The sequence below is a fragment of the Variovorax sp. R-27 genome, from assembly GCF_049913215.1.
In the GTDB taxonomy this organism is placed as follows: Bacteria; Pseudomonadota; Gammaproteobacteria; order Burkholderiales; family Burkholderiaceae_C; genus Variovorax.
The window spans coordinates 2,923,134-2,940,025 of sequence record NZ_CP183984.1; the positions used below are offsets into that span (position 1 = coordinate 2,923,134).

Annotated in this window: 18 protein-coding genes; 9 read left to right on the plus strand and 9 right to left on the minus strand. The window is 68.4% G+C overall.

Translation table 11 applies throughout. The features are described 5' to 3' along the window. Nucleotides 1-4: 4 nt before the first annotated feature. Complete coding sequence (locus ACN9MV_RS13515) at nt 5-877, minus strand: CoA transferase (protein WP_426392662.1); 873 nt, start codon at nt 875-877, stop codon at nt 5-7. Between the two features lie 152 nt (nt 878-1,029). Between ACN9MV_RS13515 and ACN9MV_RS13520 the strand changes: the two genes are divergently transcribed. After that, the gene (locus ACN9MV_RS13520) at nt 1,030-1,932 is read left to right on the plus strand and encodes an SDR family oxidoreductase (RefSeq protein WP_426392663.1); all 903 of its coding nucleotides are present in this window, start codon (nt 1,030-1,032) and stop codon (nt 1,930-1,932) included. Here ACN9MV_RS13520 and ACN9MV_RS13525 read toward each other — a convergent pair whose 3' ends face one another. The 3 genes from ACN9MV_RS13525 to ACN9MV_RS13535 are packed head-to-tail and all read right to left on the minus strand — an operon-like array spanning nt 1,933 to nt 4,719. After that, the gene (locus tag ACN9MV_RS13525) at nt 1,933-2,391 is read right to left on the minus strand and encodes an Lrp/AsnC family transcriptional regulator (RefSeq protein WP_307614549.1); all 459 of its coding nucleotides are present in this window, start codon (nt 2,389-2,391) and stop codon (nt 1,933-1,935) included. A 22-nt stretch (nt 2,392-2,413) separates the two neighbouring features. Then, a complete protein-coding gene (locus ACN9MV_RS13530; protein ID WP_426392665.1) occupies nt 2,414-2,812 on the minus strand; it encodes a DUF488 domain-containing protein in 399 nt (132 codons plus the stop codon). A gap of 38 nt (nt 2,813-2,850) precedes the next feature. Next, nucleotides 2,851-4,719 carry a PhoX family protein gene (locus tag ACN9MV_RS13535; RefSeq protein WP_426392666.1) on the minus strand — a complete coding sequence of 623 codons (1,869 nt, stop codon included), beginning with the start codon at nt 4,717-4,719 and terminating at the stop codon, nt 2,851-2,853. A 93-nt stretch (nt 4,720-4,812) separates the two neighbouring features. Between ACN9MV_RS13535 and ACN9MV_RS13540 the strand changes: the two genes are divergently transcribed. Then, nucleotides 4,813-5,643 (plus strand): crotonase/enoyl-CoA hydratase family protein, encoded by an 831-nt coding sequence (locus ACN9MV_RS13540; protein WP_426392668.1) that lies wholly within the window; start codon nt 4,813-4,815, stop codon nt 5,641-5,643. Nucleotides 5,644-6,008: 365 nt separating this feature from the next. After that, the gene (locus tag ACN9MV_RS13545) at nt 6,009-6,323 is read left to right on the plus strand and encodes a hypothetical protein (RefSeq protein ID WP_093052086.1); all 315 of its coding nucleotides are present in this window, start codon (nt 6,009-6,011) and stop codon (nt 6,321-6,323) included. Nucleotides 6,324-6,333: 10 nt separating this feature from the next. On the opposite strand, the gene ACN9MV_RS13550 is transcribed toward ACN9MV_RS13545, so the two are convergent. From ACN9MV_RS13550 to ACN9MV_RS13565, 4 genes are all read right to left on the minus strand, one after another. Next, a complete protein-coding gene (locus ACN9MV_RS13550) occupies nt 6,334-6,555 on the minus strand; it encodes a hypothetical protein (RefSeq protein WP_093176691.1) in 222 nt (73 codons plus the stop codon). A gap of 34 nt (nt 6,556-6,589) precedes the next feature. Then, nucleotides 6,590-7,849 carry an acyl-CoA dehydrogenase family protein gene (locus tag ACN9MV_RS13555; RefSeq protein ID WP_426392669.1) on the minus strand — a complete coding sequence of 420 codons (1,260 nt, stop codon included), beginning with the start codon at nt 7,847-7,849 and terminating at the stop codon, nt 6,590-6,592. Nucleotides 7,850-7,971: 122 nt separating this feature from the next. After that, nucleotides 7,972-9,129: a DSD1 family PLP-dependent enzyme gene (locus ACN9MV_RS13560; protein ID WP_426392670.1), complete on the minus strand. Its 1,158-nt coding sequence runs from the start codon at nt 9,127-9,129 to the stop codon at nt 7,972-7,974. A gap of 73 nt (nt 9,130-9,202) precedes the next feature. After that, nucleotides 9,203-9,871: a GntR family transcriptional regulator gene (locus ACN9MV_RS13565; protein ID WP_426392672.1), complete on the minus strand. Its 669-nt coding sequence runs from the start codon at nt 9,869-9,871 to the stop codon at nt 9,203-9,205. 157 nt (nt 9,872-10,028) lie between these two features. Here ACN9MV_RS13565 and ACN9MV_RS13570 point away from each other — a divergent pair, with 157 nt between their 5' ends. The 6 genes from ACN9MV_RS13570 to ACN9MV_RS13595 are packed head-to-tail and all read left to right on the plus strand — an operon-like array spanning nt 10,029 to nt 16,657. Then, complete coding sequence (locus tag ACN9MV_RS13570) at nt 10,029-11,018, plus strand: VOC family protein (protein ID WP_426392673.1); 990 nt, start codon at nt 10,029-10,031, stop codon at nt 11,016-11,018. A gap of 39 nt (nt 11,019-11,057) precedes the next feature. Then, nucleotides 11,058-11,912 (plus strand): fumarylacetoacetate hydrolase family protein, encoded by an 855-nt coding sequence (locus tag ACN9MV_RS13575; RefSeq protein WP_426392675.1) that lies wholly within the window; start codon nt 11,058-11,060, stop codon nt 11,910-11,912. 54 nt (nt 11,913-11,966) lie between these two features. Beyond that, the gene (locus ACN9MV_RS13580) at nt 11,967-13,199 is read left to right on the plus strand and encodes an amino acid ABC transporter substrate-binding protein (protein WP_426392677.1); all 1,233 of its coding nucleotides are present in this window, start codon (nt 11,967-11,969) and stop codon (nt 13,197-13,199) included. Beyond that, nucleotides 13,199-14,059, plus strand: coding sequence for a branched-chain amino acid ABC transporter permease (locus ACN9MV_RS13585; RefSeq protein ID WP_426392678.1), 861 nt, complete (start codon nt 13,199-13,201; stop codon nt 14,057-14,059). The genes ACN9MV_RS13580 and ACN9MV_RS13585 overlap by 1 nt, the downstream gene beginning before the upstream one ends. Beyond that, nucleotides 14,056-15,867, plus strand: coding sequence for an ABC transporter permease subunit (locus ACN9MV_RS13590; protein ID WP_426392680.1), 1,812 nt, complete (start codon nt 14,056-14,058; stop codon nt 15,865-15,867). Before ACN9MV_RS13585 ends, ACN9MV_RS13590 begins: the two co-directional genes overlap by 4 nt. After that, the gene (locus ACN9MV_RS13595) at nt 15,860-16,657 is read left to right on the plus strand and encodes an ABC transporter ATP-binding protein (protein WP_426392682.1); all 798 of its coding nucleotides are present in this window, start codon (nt 15,860-15,862) and stop codon (nt 16,655-16,657) included. Before ACN9MV_RS13590 ends, ACN9MV_RS13595 begins: the two co-directional genes overlap by 8 nt. On the opposite strand, the gene ACN9MV_RS13600 is transcribed toward ACN9MV_RS13595, so the two are convergent. Next, nucleotides 16,587-16,889 carry a hypothetical protein gene (locus tag ACN9MV_RS13600; RefSeq protein WP_426392684.1) on the minus strand — a complete coding sequence of 101 codons (303 nt, stop codon included), beginning with the start codon at nt 16,887-16,889 and terminating at the stop codon, nt 16,587-16,589. The two genes, ACN9MV_RS13595 and ACN9MV_RS13600, sit on opposite strands and share 71 nt — an antisense overlap. Nucleotides 16,890-16,892: the final 3 nt, after the last annotated feature.

Consider the following 16,892-nt stretch of genomic DNA (forward strand, 5'->3'; position numbering starts at 1 on the left):
TGAATCAGCTGGCCAGCGTGAGCAGCGGCACGTCGCGCTCGCGACTCATGGCTTCGAGTTCGGCGCGCGTGCGCGTCGCCAGCCATGCGGCCAGCGCTTCGTGCGTGGCCGGCGCCAGCATGTCGCGCGAGTCGATCTGCGCCGCCTCGCAGAGCCGGCTGGCGAAATGCGGCTCCAGCGCGGCCACGGCCACGCGGCCATCGGCGCAGGGGTAGACGCGGTAGCCGGCATGCGCGCCGCCGACCGTGCCCGAGGGTTGCGTCAGCCCCCAGGTGCGGGGCAGGGCGAGCCAGTCGGCCGAGGCGTTCAGCGCCACTTCGAGGTACACGCCGCCCGCCTTGCGCGACTGCAGCAGCATGGCCTTCAGCACCGCTTCGCTTGCGAGCAGTGCGCCGCCCATGTCGGCGTAGAGCGTCGGCGGCAGTTCGATGCCGGTGACCAGTCCGCTTTCGGCGAGATAGGTCAGGTCATGGCCCGGCTCCTCGGCGCGTTCGCCCGGCGCGCCGACGATGGCCACTTGCGACAGCGACGGATGGCGCGCCTGCAGCGCAGGCCAATCGAGGCCGAGCTTGCGCAGCGCGGAAGGGCGGAACGAGGTGAGCAGCACGTCCGTCTTCGCGAGTTCGGCGTGCAGTTGCTGCTGGCCCGCGTCCGTCTTCAGGTCGGCTGTTTCGATGGCGATGCCTTCGTGCAGTGCGGCATACGCGGGCTTGTTGTAGAGCGCCATCGGGTCGCCGCCCGGCGGCTCGAGCTTCAGGCAGGTGGCGCCCATTCCGCGGCAGCGCAGCAGCGCGGCCGGCCCGGGCAGGTTGAGCGCAAGGCTCAGCACGCGCACGCCTTCGAGCGGCTGGAAGGAGTCTTGGGTGGGGCTGGACATGGGGCGTCGATCCGGAAAACAGGCCAGCAGCCATTCTCACCCGTGCGGCACGGGAAGCCAGATTCCGCAAGCCGCCATCGAGGCGGCGCGCGTAGCATGCGCCATGGCAGCGCTCGTCCTTGCCGCTGCCGCAACGACCAAGGAGACGAAACATGTTCGAAGCTTCCCTGATGAACGGCCAGCGCATCCTCGTGACCGGCGGCGGCACGGGCCTCGGCCGCGCGATGGCCGAGCGCTTCCTGAGCCTTGGCGCCGACGTGGCCATCTGCGGCCGGCGCCAGTCGGTCTGCGAAGAAACCGCGGCCGAATGGCGGCAGCAGTTTCCGGGCCGGCGCATCGACACCTTCGGCGTGGACATCCGCATCGCGCAGCAGGTCGACGAGATGGTCGAGAGCCTGTTCCAGAGCGGCGGCCTCACGGGGCTCGTCAACAACGCGGCGGGCAACTTCGTCTCTCCGACCGAAAACCTCTCGCCGCGCGCCTTCGACGCCATCACCAACATCGTGTTCCACGGCAGCTTCTACGTGACGCAGGCCGTGGGCAAGCGCTGGGTGGCGCAGGCCAAGTCGGGCCAGTGGAAGCAGGGCGATGCCTTCCGCAGCGTGATGAGCATCATCGTCACCTGGGTCGACAACGGCAGCCCCTACGTCGTGCCCTCGGCCATGAGCAAGGCCGGCATCGAGGTGATGACCAAGTCGCTCGCGGTGGAGTGGGCGCGCCACGGCATCCGCCTGAATGCCGTCGGCCCCGGCGAGATTCCGACCGAGGGCATGAGCAAACGCCTGAACCCCGGCGAGGAGCCCGGCGCGCGCAGCAAGCAGAGCAACCCGATGGCGCGCACCGGCCGCATGAGCGAGCTGCAGAACCTCGCGTCCTTCCTGATGGCGCCGGGGCAGTGCGACTGGCTCACGGGCCAGAGCATCATGATGGACGGCGGCAATGCGCTGGCCACCGGCGGCAACTTCTACGAGCTGCGCCAGTGGAGCGATGCTGACTGGCTGGCCGCGCGCGAACGCATCGAGGCGCAGAACCAGAAGGACAAGGCGCAGCGCTGACTACTTCTTTGGCGTCCTGGCCGCCTGCACGGTGACGTGCTTGTTCACCGGGCTCGACAGCACCAGCGATGTCGTCACCGAGCCGTCGACCGCCAGCGCGTCCACCACGCGCTCCAGGTCGGCCGGCTCGGCGATCGCGCAGCGCACGATGAAGCAGCTTTCGCCGGTCACGCGGTCGGCGCTCAGCACCTCGGGCATGGCGTCGAACAGCTTCAGGTACTTGGCGATGCCCGCGTGCGTGGTGTCGATGCGGATGATGGCCTGCAGGCCCACGCCCAGCGCGCGCAGGTTGACGCGCGCGCCGTAGCCCTCGATCACGCCGGCCTCTTCGAGCTTGCGCACGCGCTCGCTCATGGCCGGCTGCGAGAGGCCGATGCGCTTGCCCAGCGCGGCCAGGCTCTGGCGCGCGTCGGCCTGCAGCGCTTCGAGGATCTGTCGGTCTTTCCTGTCGATGTTCATGCGAGGTTCGCTTTGCCCTTGCTCAGTTCGCAATGTCCGCGCCGCGCTCGGCCAGCAGGCTGCGCAGCACGGAGCGGTGGCAGTGCGCTTCGTCCTCGCAGTAGCAGCCCACCGACAGGGCCGTGCCGTGCGACAGCGCGGCCAGCAGGTCGAGGCTGCGGCTCGCGTCGGACTCGGCCATCTCGGCCCTGAACTTGCGCACGAAGGCGTTCCATTGCACGGGCGAGTCGGCTTTCTGGGCCTCCTGCGCCTGCTTCATCGTCTCGACGGAGGGCGCGAGGTTCGGGTACCACACGTCGTACCAGTCCTGCGAGGCGAACTCGGTCTTCGGAACGCCGCGCGGCGGACGGCGCACGGTGCCGACGCGCAGGCCTTCGCCGGGCGCACGCGGGGTGCCCAGGCGGACGATGCGGATGCTCATGATGTTCTTCCTTTTCCCTTGGGCTTTGAGTCGATGTCTCAGGTGCCGACGATACCGCCGTCGCGCCGGCGTATTGCCAGCGTTGCCGAGCGCGGCCGCGCGCTGCCCGGCTCGGTGCCATCAGGCCAGGCGCTGTTGTGCCTGGTGTCGCCGTCGTCGCGCGCCTCGCCCGGATGCTGGATGTTGACGAACAGCGTGTGCCGGTCGGGCGTGACCACGCAGCCCGTGATCTCGCAGCCGTTGGGCCCGGTAAGAAAGCGCTTGATGCGGCCCGAAGCCGGGTCGGCGCACAGCATCTGGTTGTTGCCCAGCGAGGTGTAGGGCGGCTTGCCGAGCACCTGGCCGCTCAGGTCGGTCTGGATCCAGAGCAGGCCACCCCGGTCGAAGTGCAGGCCGTCGGGAGCACCGAACATGTCGGCATCGCCCGACGGATAGCGTGCGCCGCTGCCGGGCTGTGCCGGATCGCCAGCGAGCGCGAAGTGGTCCCAGGCGAAGCCGGTGCTGGCGGCGTCGCCGCCGTCCTCGCGCCAGCGCAGGATGCCGCCGAAGAGGTTGTTGGCACGCGGGTTGGCCGCGTCGGGGGCGGGCTTGCCGGCGTCGCCGCGCTGGCTGTTGTTGGTGAGGGTGACGTAGACCTCGCCGCTTTGCGGGTGGATGGCAATCCACTCGGGGCGGTCCATCTTCGTGCCGCCTACGACGTCGCCCGCCAGCCGCGCATGGATCAGCACCTCGGCCTGGTCGGCGAAGCCGTGCGCCGCGTCGAGGCCGTCGCGGCCGTGCACGAGCTCGAGCCATCGGCCGCGGCCGCCGGCGTCGTAGCGCGCCACGTGGAGGGTGCCGTCGTCCAGCAGGTGGCGGTTGGCGGCACGAGCGGCGGCATCGGTGCCGGGACGCACCTTCTCGCGGCTGATGAACTTGTAGATGTATTCGAAGCGCGAGTCGTCGCCCATGTAGACCACCAGCCGGCCGTCTCTGGCGACGGTGCAGGTGGCGCTCTCTTGCCGCTTGCGGCCGAGTGCGGTGCGCTTGATGGGCGCGGCGGTCGGATCGAAGGGGTCGATTTCGACCACCCAGCCGAAGCGGTGCGGCTCGTTCGGATGCCGGCTCAGGTCGAAGCGCTCGTCGAAGCGCCAGTACTCGACCCACTGCGAGCCGGCCACCGTGCCGTAGCGGCGCTGCGCCGCCGTTGCGCCCTGAGCCGCTTCCTTCGGGCCGCCGAAATAGCCATGGAAGTTTTCCTCGCAGGTGAGGTAGGTGCCCCAGGGCGTGACGCCCATTGCGCAGTTGGCGAAGGTGCCGAACACCGCGTCGCCCGCCGGGTTGGCGGCAGTGCGCATCAGCGGCGTGCCCGCGGCGGGGCCGGTGATGCGCATCGGCGTGTTGCCGTGCACGCGACGCGCAAAGGGCGAGGGCCGCACCTGCTGCCATCCCTGGCCGGTGCACCGGATCTCGATCACCGAGACACCCATGGCGTGCAGCGACTTGCGCACCTTCTCGGCAGTCCACGCCTTGACGCCGTCGGTGTGCAGCAGTTGCTCGTCGGTGTATTCGTGGTTCATCACGAGCAGGCCGTGGTCGCCGCTTGCGTCGAGCGCGAAGAAGTGCATGCCGTCGTGATGCATGCCGGCCTGCACGGCCTGGTCGTCGGCGCTGTTGCCGGCATCGGGCGCGAAGGCCGGCATGCTGCCCGCGACGCCGGTGGGCGTGCCCCAGGGATAGAGCAATTGCCACTCGTATTCGGGCGGCACGACGATGCCGTCGCGCAACGAGGCCGGCACGCCCGTGAAACCCAGCACGTTGCCGCGGCCCGTGGGCGAGGAAGGCACGGCGCAACCCTGGCCGAAGAGCGCCACCACGGCAGCGGCGGAGCCCGATTGCAGAAGAAAGTGACGACGATCCAGGGGCATGGCAGTGGGTGTTGTTGTGTAGGCGACAGCCACGATCATCGCCGGGCGCCGCACCCGGCGATACTGGCGCGGCAACCGCCCAGGAGACATCGAATGACCGACCGCATCGAATGGACCCGCCACGCCGACGGCGTGGTGGAACTGCAGCTCGCACGCGCCGACAAGATGAACGCGCTCGACCCCGCGATGTTCGACGCGCTGATCGAAGCCGGCGAGGCGCTGCGCGACGACAAGGCGGTACGGGCCGTGGTGATTTCGGGCCGCGGCAAGGCTTTCTGCGCGGGGCTCGACATGGCGTCTTTCGAGCGCATGCAGCAGCAGGGCGCGGGGGGCGGCGTGCTGGGCGAGGGCGCTGCCGGCGCCGACCTGCTGGTGCGCACGCACGGTATCTCGAACGCCGCGCAGCAGGTGGCGATGGTCTGGCGCGAGGTGCCGGTGCCGGTCATTGCCGCCGTGCATGGCGTGGCCTTCGGCGGCGGGCTTCAGGTGGCGCTGGGTGCGGACATCCGCTTCGTCGCGCCCGACACCAAGCTTTCGGTGATGGAAATCAAGTGGGGCCTGGTGCCAGACATGGCCGGCATGGTGCTGATGCGCGAACTCGCCCGCAGCGACGTGGTGCGCGAACTCACCTTCACGGGCCGCATCTTCTCGGGCGAGGAAGCCCTGCGCATCGGCTTCGCCACCCGCGTCGCAGCCGATCCGCTGGCCGAGGCGCTGCAGGTGGCACACGAGATCGCCGGCAAGAGCCCCGACGCGATCCGCGCCGGCAAGCGGCTGCTCAACGCGTCGGTATCGCACAGCGCGGCCGAGATGCTGCTGGCCGAGTCGGTAGAGCAGAAGGCCCTGATCGGCAGCCCGAACCAGGTCGAAGCTGTGAAGGCGAACATCGAGCGGCGCGCGCCGCGTTTCAGCGCTCCGGCCTGATCCGCCGGGCTCCCGGGCCCGTGCGACTCATCATTTGTGCCCGGGCAGCCGGGTAATCCCCCAGCCCGCCGGGGCCGAACTTCGCGCACCCTCGCACCCCATCTTCTACGGGTGCAGTCGAGCCCGCGTTTGCCTGTGGGCGGGCCCTTCAATCTCGCGCCCAAACAGCCGAAAAGAATGCAAAGTGCTTTTTAAGTGTCTTTGTGTAAGAATTAAGTAGTTGTTTTAAAGGGAGAATGAACGGGAATGGAGGCAATTTGTGTGCAGAAGGTCACGTCTTCCTCTCTGATGGCTTCCGCGGAGGATGGCTCCTGACAGCGCACTCATTAACAATCGAAAGCTTTGCTTAGCGACGGCGATCCTGCATGTCGACGACCACGTTTTTTTGCAACCTCAGCGTGCCCATTCTGGTGGGCGAGGATCGCTACAAGTACATCCCCATCGTGGGGGTCTTTCGCAGCATTCCATTCGATCAAGTCGATGAATGGGTGATGCACCCCGACGGCCAGCCGCGCAGTGACCGCGAGCTGGCGGCCGAAGTTCTTGTCGAGATCCGCAAACCACTCGGTTCGAGTGGACGCACAGCGCCGCACGCTTTCGAAGTGGGAGACATCCTGCAGCTCGACCGCGCCGCCGCGATTGTCGTGTCCACCTTCCTGGCGGCGCTTCCGCGCGTCTGACGCACTCCCTTCAGTCGCACCTGAAGAGCACGCCGCTGCCCGGTGTGTTCGGCGCATCGGCCTGCTCCAGGAAGCGGATCGGGTTTCCGTCCTTGCGGCAGTAGGCCTCCGCTTCCTGCGGACTCGCCGCCCGAAGGATCCCGTCGTAGAGACGCACCACGCCGGTCACGGGAGTGGCACAGCCGGCAATGACGGTGGCGAGGGGAAGAAGGGCGAGCAGCAATCGGCGCATGAAAGAAGACGGGTCCGGTGAAAGACCCGCGACTTTAAGCGCTGCTGCTTCCCACCGCCCAATAGAAAGTCGGCCTTGCCCCGTTGAGCAGATGGTCGCCCACCACGCGCCCTTTGTAGATGGTCGGATTGTGCGACGCCAGCGTGCGCGCATTGCGCCAGTGCCGGTCTAGCCGTCGGTCTTCCTGCAGCGCCGAGGCGCCGCCGATGTCGAACAGCCGCGTGCCCGCCTGCAGCACCGCATCAACGATGCCGGCCTGTGCCTTGGCGGTGTTCAGCTCTACCTCGAACAGCAGGCTTTCGGGCACGGCTTCGCCGCGTTGGCGGAAGCGGTCGACTTCGCCCAGCCCGCGCGCCACGGCCTGCACGGTCGAGGTCGCGATGAACGCCGTGCTCGCGAGTTGGCCGATGACCTGCTGCACCAGCGGATCTTCGCGCGGCGTGTCGCCGCTGCCGTGGCTGTAGACGCGCTTGCGCGGCTGCACGAAGGCCACGGCGTCGCGCACGATGGCGCGGGCAATGCCGGCCAGCGTGGCGAGGTGCGTGAGCTGGAAATGCGCGGTCAGCGGCGTGGGCTGGTCGCGCACGTACAGCAGCACGTTCTCGGCTTTCACCCGCACGTTGCGAAAGCGCGTGGTGCCCGATGCGCTCAGCCGCTGGCCGAAACCGCGCCAGTCGTCCACGCGCTCCACGCCCTGTGCTTCGGCCGGCACGAGCGCAATCACGCGATCGCTGCTGCCGTCGTCGTTCAAGCGCTGGGCTGAAACCGAGATCCAGTCGGCGTACAGCGTGCCGGTGCTGTAGTACTTGTCGCCATCGAGCCGCCACGCGTCGCCGTCGCGCTTCAGCGTGGTCTGCAGTGCCCCGAGCGGGCCTTCGCCAAGCTCGGTGGTGGCGTTGCCGAAGATCACACCCTCGGCCGCGAGGCGCATCCATGGGCCGTGCAGGGCGGGGTCGATCTCCGCGAACAGCCGCTCGATGAAGCCGAAGTGCGCGCGCAGGATCTGCGGCAGGTTGGAGTCGGCCTCGCCAAGTTCGATGAGCAGGTCGTAGAGCTGTTCGACCGAGCCGCCCAGGCCGCCATGTTCGAGCGGCACACGCAGCGCGCCGAAGCGCTCTGCGTTGAGCCAGGCCACGGGCTCGTAGGCGAGCTCGCGTTCGTTCTCGCGCTGCGCCGCATGCTCGGCGATGCGCTGGAACACGGGGCGGAAGCGGGCCGCGAGTTGCTGCGAGGAAGGCGCTTGCACGCCCAGGGCATGCGTTGCGGGCCGCGTCGTTGCTTGGATGGATTCCATGGAGGCTGGGCGGCCCCGGAAGGGCGCCCGGAAGGAGAGAGACAGGCGCCCGACTGTCCCCCGCGGCGGGGCCCTTGTGAAATACGCTTTTCGAGTTTTCTTATGCCGCCCGTTCCTATCCCTTACCGCCTGCCGCGCGCGTCCACCGGCCAGATGGCGACCAGCGTGCCGCCCTCGACCACGTGGTATGCGTCATGCAGATTGACCGTCGGGTCGCAGTGCGGCGTGATGAACTCCACGCGAGCGCCCAGCGCCGGCCGCTGCGCCTGCGAGCCCGGGGGCAGCATCAGCTTGCCGTGCTCGTCGCCGAAGAAGGCGTAGCGGCTCGACGCGTCGGCGCCTTTCGCCACCAGCGGCACGCCGCTGTCGGTCGAGAAGCACTTGGTGCCGCCGTCCACCGTCACCCAGTCGGGCGCATTCGTGCTGACCACCGCCGTCTGCACGAACAGCGAGACGTCGAAGGGCGAGGGCTGTTCGCCGCTGGCCAGCACGCTCGTGTATTCGGCGTCCATGAACACATACGAGCCCGCCTGCAGTTCGGTGAACGCGTTTTCCTGCGAATCGAGGTCGTGCGTGCCGGTGCCCGCGCCCGTCACGATGTCGAAGTTCAGGCCCTGCCGCTTTGCCGCCGCGACGATGCCCGCCACGGTTTCGCGCAGGCCGGCCGCCGCCGCGCTGCGCTCGTCGCGCGACACGATGTGCTGCAGGTTGCCCGCATACGACTGCAGCCCGCGCAGCCGCAGGCGCGGCTCAGCGGCCGTCAGCGCCGCCAGCTCGAGCACCTTCGCCTGCGTGGCGGCGCCGGTGCGGTTGTAGCCCGCGCCGTAGTCCACCAGCACGTCGAGCGGATGCGTGAGTTCGCTCGCGGCGCGCGCCAGGTCGGCCAGGTTCTGCGGGTTGTCGACCACCACCATCACGTCGCCTGGGCGCGCGCGCTGCGCCAGCTTGATGAGCCGCGCGATCTTGCTCGGCGTGACTGCGGGCGAGGTGATGAGCACGCCCGGAATACCGCCCTGGACCATCACCTCCGCCTCGCCCAGCGTGACGCAGCTCACGCCGACGGCACCGGCCGCCACCTGGCGCCGTGCGATCTCGACCGACTTGTGCGTCTTCACGTGCGGGCGCAGGTTGACGCCGCGAGCCTTGGCAAAGGCGGCCATTCGTTCGATGTTGCGCGTCATCGCGGGCAGCTCGATCAGCAGGGCGGGGGTGTCGAGAAGATGGCGTCCGCCGGGAACGCCGATCAGCGGCGCGTTGACTTGCAGCAGGTCTTGGGGCATCGGGGAAAAGCCTTCGTGGAGGCGCTTTGTGGAGGAGATCGGGGCGAGATGATCGCACCGAAATGCCTGCCTCCTATCTGTCGGCCGGCGGGTTCGCCTTCAGCGCCGTCATCAGCAGGCGGCCGGTGGTCTGCAGGTGCTCGGCAATCAGCGTCTGCGCCGCCTGGATGTCTCGGTTGAGCACCGCATCGAGCAGCGCCTGGTGTTCGGCCCCCACGTCCCGCGCCTGCTTCGACAGCGGCGCCGACAGCTGCCGGTAGCGTTCGCTCTGCTGGTAGAGCATCTGGTGCATGCGCAGCAGCCAGCCGTTCGGGCAGCCCGCCACCAGCGCGTTGTGGAACTCCGCGTGGCTCGCCGTCCATGCGGCGCTCAGCATCGTGGGCATGGCCGCGTCGCGCTCGGCCAGCCGCGAGAGGCGGTGGTGCGCCGAGACCACGCTGCCTTCCCAGGCGAGGTCGCCGTGGCGGATGGCTTCAGCGAGGCACAGCTTTTCGATCTCGATGCGCGCCTTCACCAGCTCTTCGAGATCGGTCGCCGAAATGGGGCTCACGCGGTAGCCGCGCGCCGGCTCCGACACCACCAGCGCCTCGGCTTCCAGCATGGCGAGGCCTTCGCGCACCGCGCCTGCGCTCACGTCCAGCTCTTCTGCCAGCGCGGCGATGTTGAGCTTCGAGCCCGGCAGCAGCCGCCCGCCCACGATGGCCGTGCGCAGCTCGGTGAACACCTGTCGTGTCTGGCTCATGCCTTTCGTTTTTTCGTTCATTGCACTCCCGTCACCGCGAAAAACGGCCTGATGTTACTTGTTAACCCTAATGATCCATGGATGGCTAAACAATAGACTAACGTTGAAAGAATATATTGTTTGTTCCAACATGGATAGCCGATTGGAGACATACGACATGGCCGATATCCAGCTTCGCACCCACAAAAGCCCCGAGCGCGCGGCGTTGCACAGCGTTCATTCGCTCGATGCCTTCGTCTTCACCGTGCCCGACCTCGACGAGGCCGCGCGTTTCTACGACGCCTTCGGGCTGGAGCCGAAACGCGTGGATGAGGGCAGAGGCGACCGGCTCGACCTGTACACCGCAGGCCACCCGCACGCCTGGGGTTCGCTGTACCAGGCGCCCGGGGTGAAGAAGCTGCAGTACCTGCGTTTCGCCTGCTTCGCGGAAGACTTCGACGCCATCGCCGCGCGCATCGAGCGCCTGGGCGTGCCGCGCTGCTCGCCGCACCCGCTGGGCGACGACCGCGGCCTGTGGGTGCTGCACCCGGAGGGTTTTCCGGTGCAGGTCGTCGTGGCCGCGAAGAGCGCGCCGGACGCGGGCAGCGAGCCCGTCGTCGCGCCGCGCCCGCCCGTGGGCACTGGCGCCTCGCCGAACCGCGCGCGCATTCCGAAGGTGCATCCGCGCCGGCTCTCGCACATCCTGATGTTCTGCGCCAAGGTGCCAGAGGCTTTGCGCTTTTACGAAGACGCGCTGGGCTTGCGCGTTACCGACCGCTCGGGCGATCTCATCGTGTTCATGCACGGCGTGCACGGCAGCGACCACCACCTGATTGCGATGGCGCATTCGAACGGCCCGGGGCTGCACCACCTGAGCTGGGACGTCGCGAACATCGACGAAGTCGGCCGGGGCATGGAGCAGATGTATGCGGCCGGCCACGTGCGCGGCTGGGGCGTGGGGCGCCACGTGCTGGGCTCGAACTACTTCCACTACGTGCGCGACCCGTGGGGCAGCTACTCGGAGTACTCCTGCGACATGGACTTCGTGCCCGGCGACTACGACTGGCGCGCCGCAGACCACCCGCCCGAAGACTCCTTCTACGCCTGGGGCCCGAAGGTGCCCGAGGACTTCGTCACCAATTTCGAGGTCGAGGCCGCCAAGGCCTGAGACCGTTTCTTCTCTGCATCCGAATCACAAAGGAATCCCATGCGTCTCCTCGCCTTCAACCATAACGGCAAGCCGGCCCTCGGCCTGCGCCTCGGCCAGGAGGTCGTCGACCTCACCGCCGCAGGCCTGCCCGCCACGCTCGATGAACTGTTGCGCGCCGGCCCCGAAGCCATGGCCGCCGCGAAGAAGGCCGGCGACGCGGCCCGCGCGCGCCTGCCGCTCGCAGGCATCGACTGGCTGCCGCCGGTGCAATCGCCCTCCAAGGCCATTGCCGTGGGCCTCAACTACATCGACCACGCGGCCGAAAGCAAATTCGACCCGCCGACCTACCCGGTGCTGTTCCATCGCTTTCCGTCGTCTTGGGTCGGCCACAAGCAGCCGATCGTGCGTCCGCACGTGTCGACGCAGTTCGACTACGAAGGCGAGCTGCTGGTGGTGATCGGCAAGGCCGGGCGCTACATCAAGAAGGGCGATGCGCTGAACTACGTGGCGGGCTACTCGGTGTTCAACGACGGCTCCATCCGCGACTACCAGTTCAAGTCGGCGCAATGGATGATGGGCAAGAACTTCGACCGCTCGGGCTCCTTCGGCCCCGAGTTCGTCACCGCCGACGAGCTGCCTGCGGGGGCCACCGGTCTGAAGCTGCAGACGCGCCTGAACGGCACCGTGCTGCAGGACGCGAACACGCGCGACATGATCTTCGACGTCGCCACGCTGGTGTCGGTGTGCTCCGAGCCCTTCGCGCTGCAGCCGGGCGACATCATCATCGCCGGCACGCCCTCGGGCGTGGGCCTGGCGCGCAAGCCGCAGATCTTCATGAAGGCCGGCGACGTGTGCGAAGTGGAGATCGAAGGCGTAGGCCTTCTTTCGAACCCCGTCGTCGACGGAGACTGAGCAGCGGCAGCAGCACCAAGGCCGCGCTGACCAAAACAATTACGGAGACAAAAAATGAGCATCGATCGTCGTTCCTTCGTCGCGGCCGCCAGCGCTTTCGGTGCCCTCGGCACCGGCGCGCTGTTCAGCGGCACCGCCGCCGCACAGCAACCTTCGGGCAAGCCCATCCGCGTGGGCGGCACGCTGGCGCTCACCGGGCCGCTCTCGGCCACGGGGCTCGTGCACAAGCTCACGGGCGAGATCTACGTGGAGTCGCTCAACCAGCGCGGCGGCCTGCTCGGCCGGCCGGTGGAGTGGGTGCTGAAGGACGACCAGTCCAAGCCCGACCTCGCGCGCACGTTGTACGAGCAGCTCGTGACGGCCGACAAGGTCGACCTGCTCATCGGCCCGTATGCCACGGGCGCGATTCTTTCGGCCATGGGCGTGGCCCAGCGCTACAACAAGACGCTGGTGCACCACACCTTCGGCATTCCGAGCCTGGCCAAGTACGACCAGCAGTTTCCGGCGTGGTCGCTCGGCCCCGACCCCGAGAAGACGATGCCCGCCATGGTCATGGACGCGCTGGCCACCTCGCCCAAGCCGCCGAAGACCATCGCCATCGTCACCAGCAAGTTCCCCTCGGTGCACTTCGTGGCGCTGGGCGCGCGCGAGGTGGCGAAGCAGCGCGGCCTGAAGGAGGTGTTGTTCCTCGAATGGGACTTCGGCAACCGCGACTTCGGCCCCATCGCAGGCCGGCTGAAGGAGGCCAACCCCGACTTCATCTGGAACGGCGCCATCGGCCTCGAGGGCAATCAGCTGCTCGATGCGATGAAGAAGATCGACTACGCGCCGCTGCATCACTTCTATCACGTGCCCGCGCCCGCGCCGATGCTCAAGGCGCCCGAGGCCAACGGCGCATTGGCCACCACCATCTTCGAAGACCATCCGCCGTTTACCGACAACCCGACGGCCGCCGAGTTCGTGAAGGTCTACCGCGAGCGCGCGGCCAAGGCCGGCATGCCCGACACGGCGGTGGAGACGCAGGCCGCCGCGTCGTTCTCGGCCTGGCAGATCATCGAGGCCGCCGTGGTCGCCACCAAGGGCATCGACGACAAGGCCATGGCCACCTGGCTGCGCGCCAACAAGGTCGACACCATCCAGGGCAAGCTGCGCTTCAACGAGCGCGGCAACTTCGGCGACGACCTGGGCAAGGTGAAGCAGGTGCAGAACGGCAAGTGGGTGGTGGTGTGGCCGAAGGATTGGGCCGCCCCCGGCGCAAAGCTGCAGACGCGCGGGGTGACCAGCTGATGAGCTTCCCCAGTGCCACGCTGCTGGCCCAGTCGATCCTGGCGGGCCTGTTCACCGGGGCGCTCTACGGCCTGCTGGGGCTCGGCCTCAGCCTGTCGTGGGGGATGCTGCGGCAGATCAACCTCGCGCACTTCGCGCTCGCCTTTCTCGGCGCCTATCTCACGTACGAACTGTCGAGCCACCATGGCGTCGATTCGCTGCTCACGCTGGTGGTGATCGTGCCGCTGTTCTTCGTGCTGGGCGTGGCATTGCACTGGGTGCTGACGCGCTTTCGCGTGAGCCCCTTCAACTCGCTGCTCGTCACCTTCGGCATCACCGTGATCATCGAGGCGCTCTTGCAGTGGACCTGGACGGCCGACTACCGCAAGCTCGAATCGAGCTACGCGGAGCACAAGCTGCAGATCGGCCCGCTCTACCTGCCGGTGCCCGAGCTCATCACGCTGGCGCTGGGCGTGGGCATCTCGCTTGCGGTGTGGTTCGCGCTGCGCCGCACCGACCTGGGCAAGGCGATGCGCGCTGCCGCCGAAGACGCGCCCATCGCCGCGGCCTTTGGCGTGAACCAGAACGCGCTGGCGCTGATGCTCTCGGGCCTCAACGCGGCGCTGGCCGGCGTGGCGGGCGTGTGCATTGCGCTGGCGTACACGCTGTCGCCCTCGCAGATCTATGCGTGGATCGGCGTGGTGTTCGCGGCCGTGATGCTGGGCGGGCTCGGCCGCCCGCTCGGGCCGCTGATCGCGGGTTGCATCATCGGCGTGACCGAGGCCGTCACCATGACCGTCACCGCGCCATCGTGGGCGCCGCTGGTGTCGTTCTCGCTGCTGATGTTCGTGCTGCTGGTGCGGCCGGGGAGGGTGGCATGAAGCGCTCGTTCCTGCTGATTCTTGCGGCCGGCGCGGGGCTTGCCGTGGTGCCGTGGCTCGGGCTGCCGGCGTTCTATGAGTCGATCCTGTACCTGGTGCTGCACTGGGTCGCGCTGGCCACGTCGTGGAACCTGCTTTCGGGCTACTCGGGGTATTTCTCGTTCGGGCACGGTGCGTTCTTCGGCATCGGCATGTACACGACGGCCACGCTGGCAACGCGCTTCGACATTCCGTTTCTCTGGACGCTGCCAGCCGCCGCCGTGGTGGCCGCGCTGTTCGGCACGCTGCTGGGCGCCGTGGCGTTCCGCGTGCAGGCGGTGCGCGCCGAGCTGTTCTCGCTGCTCACGCTGGCCGCCACCTTCGTGGTGGCGACCATCATCCTCAACACGCCCATCGATGGCGGACCCGGCGTGTACATGAGCGCGGTGGCGGTGCCGCAGATCGGACCGACAGCTTCCGGCACCTTCTACCTGCTGGCCTTGGGCGTGGCGGTGCTGACGGTGCTGGCGTCGCTGGCCGTGTACCACTCGCGCTTCGGCACCGGGCTGTTCGCCATTCATGACGACGAAGATGTGGCCGAAGTGATGGGCGTGCCGACGTACCGCTTCAAGCTCGGCGCCTTCGCGCTCTCGTGCGGGCTGGCGGGCGTGGTGGGCGGCGTGCATGCGCTCTTCGTGTCGTACGTGACCACGGGCGATACCTTCACCATCGCGATGCCGCTCACGGTGGTGCTGATGTCGGTGCTCGGCGGCACGCGCCACTGGGCCGGGCCGATCGTCGGCGCGACGGCGATCACGCTGCTGCTGTATGCCTTCACGGGCGGCGACAGCGCGATCATCGGCAAGGGCATGACGGGGCTGGTGCTGATCGTGGTGATCCTCTTCATGCCCGAAGGCCTGCTGGGGCAGGCGCTGAAGTGGTGGAACGCTCGGCGCGGTGCGCCCGCCGCCTCGTCCGCGCCGGCCCATGTGGCCGTGGCTGATGAAGCGAAAAAGCCCGCTGCCATCACCGGCGAAGTGCTGCTGCGTGCCGAGGGCGTGCGCAAGTCCTTCAAGGGCGTGCACGCGCTGCGCGGCGTGAGCCTCGAAGTGCGGCGCGGCGAGATCCTCGGCCTGCTCGGGCCCAACGGCTCTGGCAAGTCGACTTTCATCAATGTCGCGAGTGGCCACTATGCGGTGACCGCCGGGGTCATCGAGTTCGAGGGGCGACGCATCTCGGGCGTGCCGGCGCACCGCATCGCGCAGGGCGGCATTGCGCGCACGTACCAGATCCCGCGTCCCTTCGCGCACCTGACGGTGCTGGAGAACGTGGCGCTGCCGGCGATGTTCGGCGCCGCCGCGCTTGACCGCAGGACGGCCGAGGCCGAAGCCTGGCAATGGCTGGCCTTCACAGGACTCACCGAGCGCGCGCACGCCTTGCCGGCGGAGCTGAACCTGCACCAGCGCAAGTTCCTGGAGTTCGCGCGCGCACTGGCCTCGCGGCCGCAGGTGCTGATGCTCGACGAGGTGCTGTCGGGCCTCACGCCATCGGAAATCGACGAGGCCGTGGCGCTGATCCGCCGCATCCGCGACCAGGGCGCGACCATCGTCTTCGTCGAGCACGTGATGCGCGCGGTGATGGCGCTGTGCGACCGCATCGTGGTCTTCAATCGCGGCGAGGTGCTGGCCGAAGGCGCGCCGCATGACGTGATGCAGCGGCCCGAAGTGGTGTCGGCCTACCTGGGCCAGGCCATGGAGCCGGAGGCGCCCGCCGCGCCAACTGCCGCGTCGTCCGTGGCGGGTGTCGAAAGGGAGCTGGCCCATGCTTGAACTCGAATCCATCCGCGTCGCCTACGGGCAGGCCACCGCGCTGTGGGATGTGTCGCTGTCCATCGGCAAGGGCGAACTGCTGTGCATCGTCGGGCCGAACAGCGCGGGCAAGAGCACGCTCATCAATGCGGTGGCGGGGCTGCACCGCATCAGCGCCGGGCGCATGCGCTTCGAGGGACAGGACATCTCGCGCCTGGCGCCGCATCGCTTCTGCGCCCAGGGCATCGCTCTGGTGCCGGAGGGGCGGCGCCTGTTCACCGAGATGACGGTGCGCGAGAACCTGGAGCTCGGCAGCTACCTGCGCGCGGCGCGGCTGGAGCGCGCTCGCTCGATGGAGCACGTCTGCACGCTGTTCCCGGCGCTGACTGAAAAGCTGGAGCAGCCGGGCGGTTCGCTATCGGGCGGCCAGCAGCAGATGGTGGCCATCGGCCGCGCGTTGATGGCGCGACCCAAGCTGCTGCTGCTCGACGAGCCCTCGCTGGGGCTGGCGCCGAGCATCGTGCTCGACATGTTCACCGCCATCCGGCGCATCCATGCCGACGGCATCGCGGTGCTGCTGGTGGAGCAGAACGTGGGCATGGCGCTCGATGTGGCCGAGCGCGCCGCGGTGCTGGAAGAAGGGCGCATCGTCGCGCTGGGCCGGCCGGAAGAGCTGATGGCGCGGCCGGAGCTGCGGCGCGCCTACCTGGGGCTGGATGCCGATGCCGCAGAGGGTGGCGCTATGCCGGGTGCGACGGCCCATGGTGCCCGGGCCGCCGCAGCGCCAGCCACCACAGCAGCGCGGCATTGATCGCCCAGCTGCCGGCCAGCATCATCAGCGCCGTGTTTGCGACGCCGGGCGAGAGGTCGAGCGTCAGCAGGCTCAGCGACCACGGCAACCCGCCCGCGATGGCGACCAGCATGCCGGCCTCGCTGTCGGGCACGACAGCACAGGCCAGGATGCAGACGGCGCCGGTGATCGTGTAGATCAGTGCGGCGGCGCGCCATCCGGGGCGTTGGGGCGGTCGTGAATTTGCGGACATGCC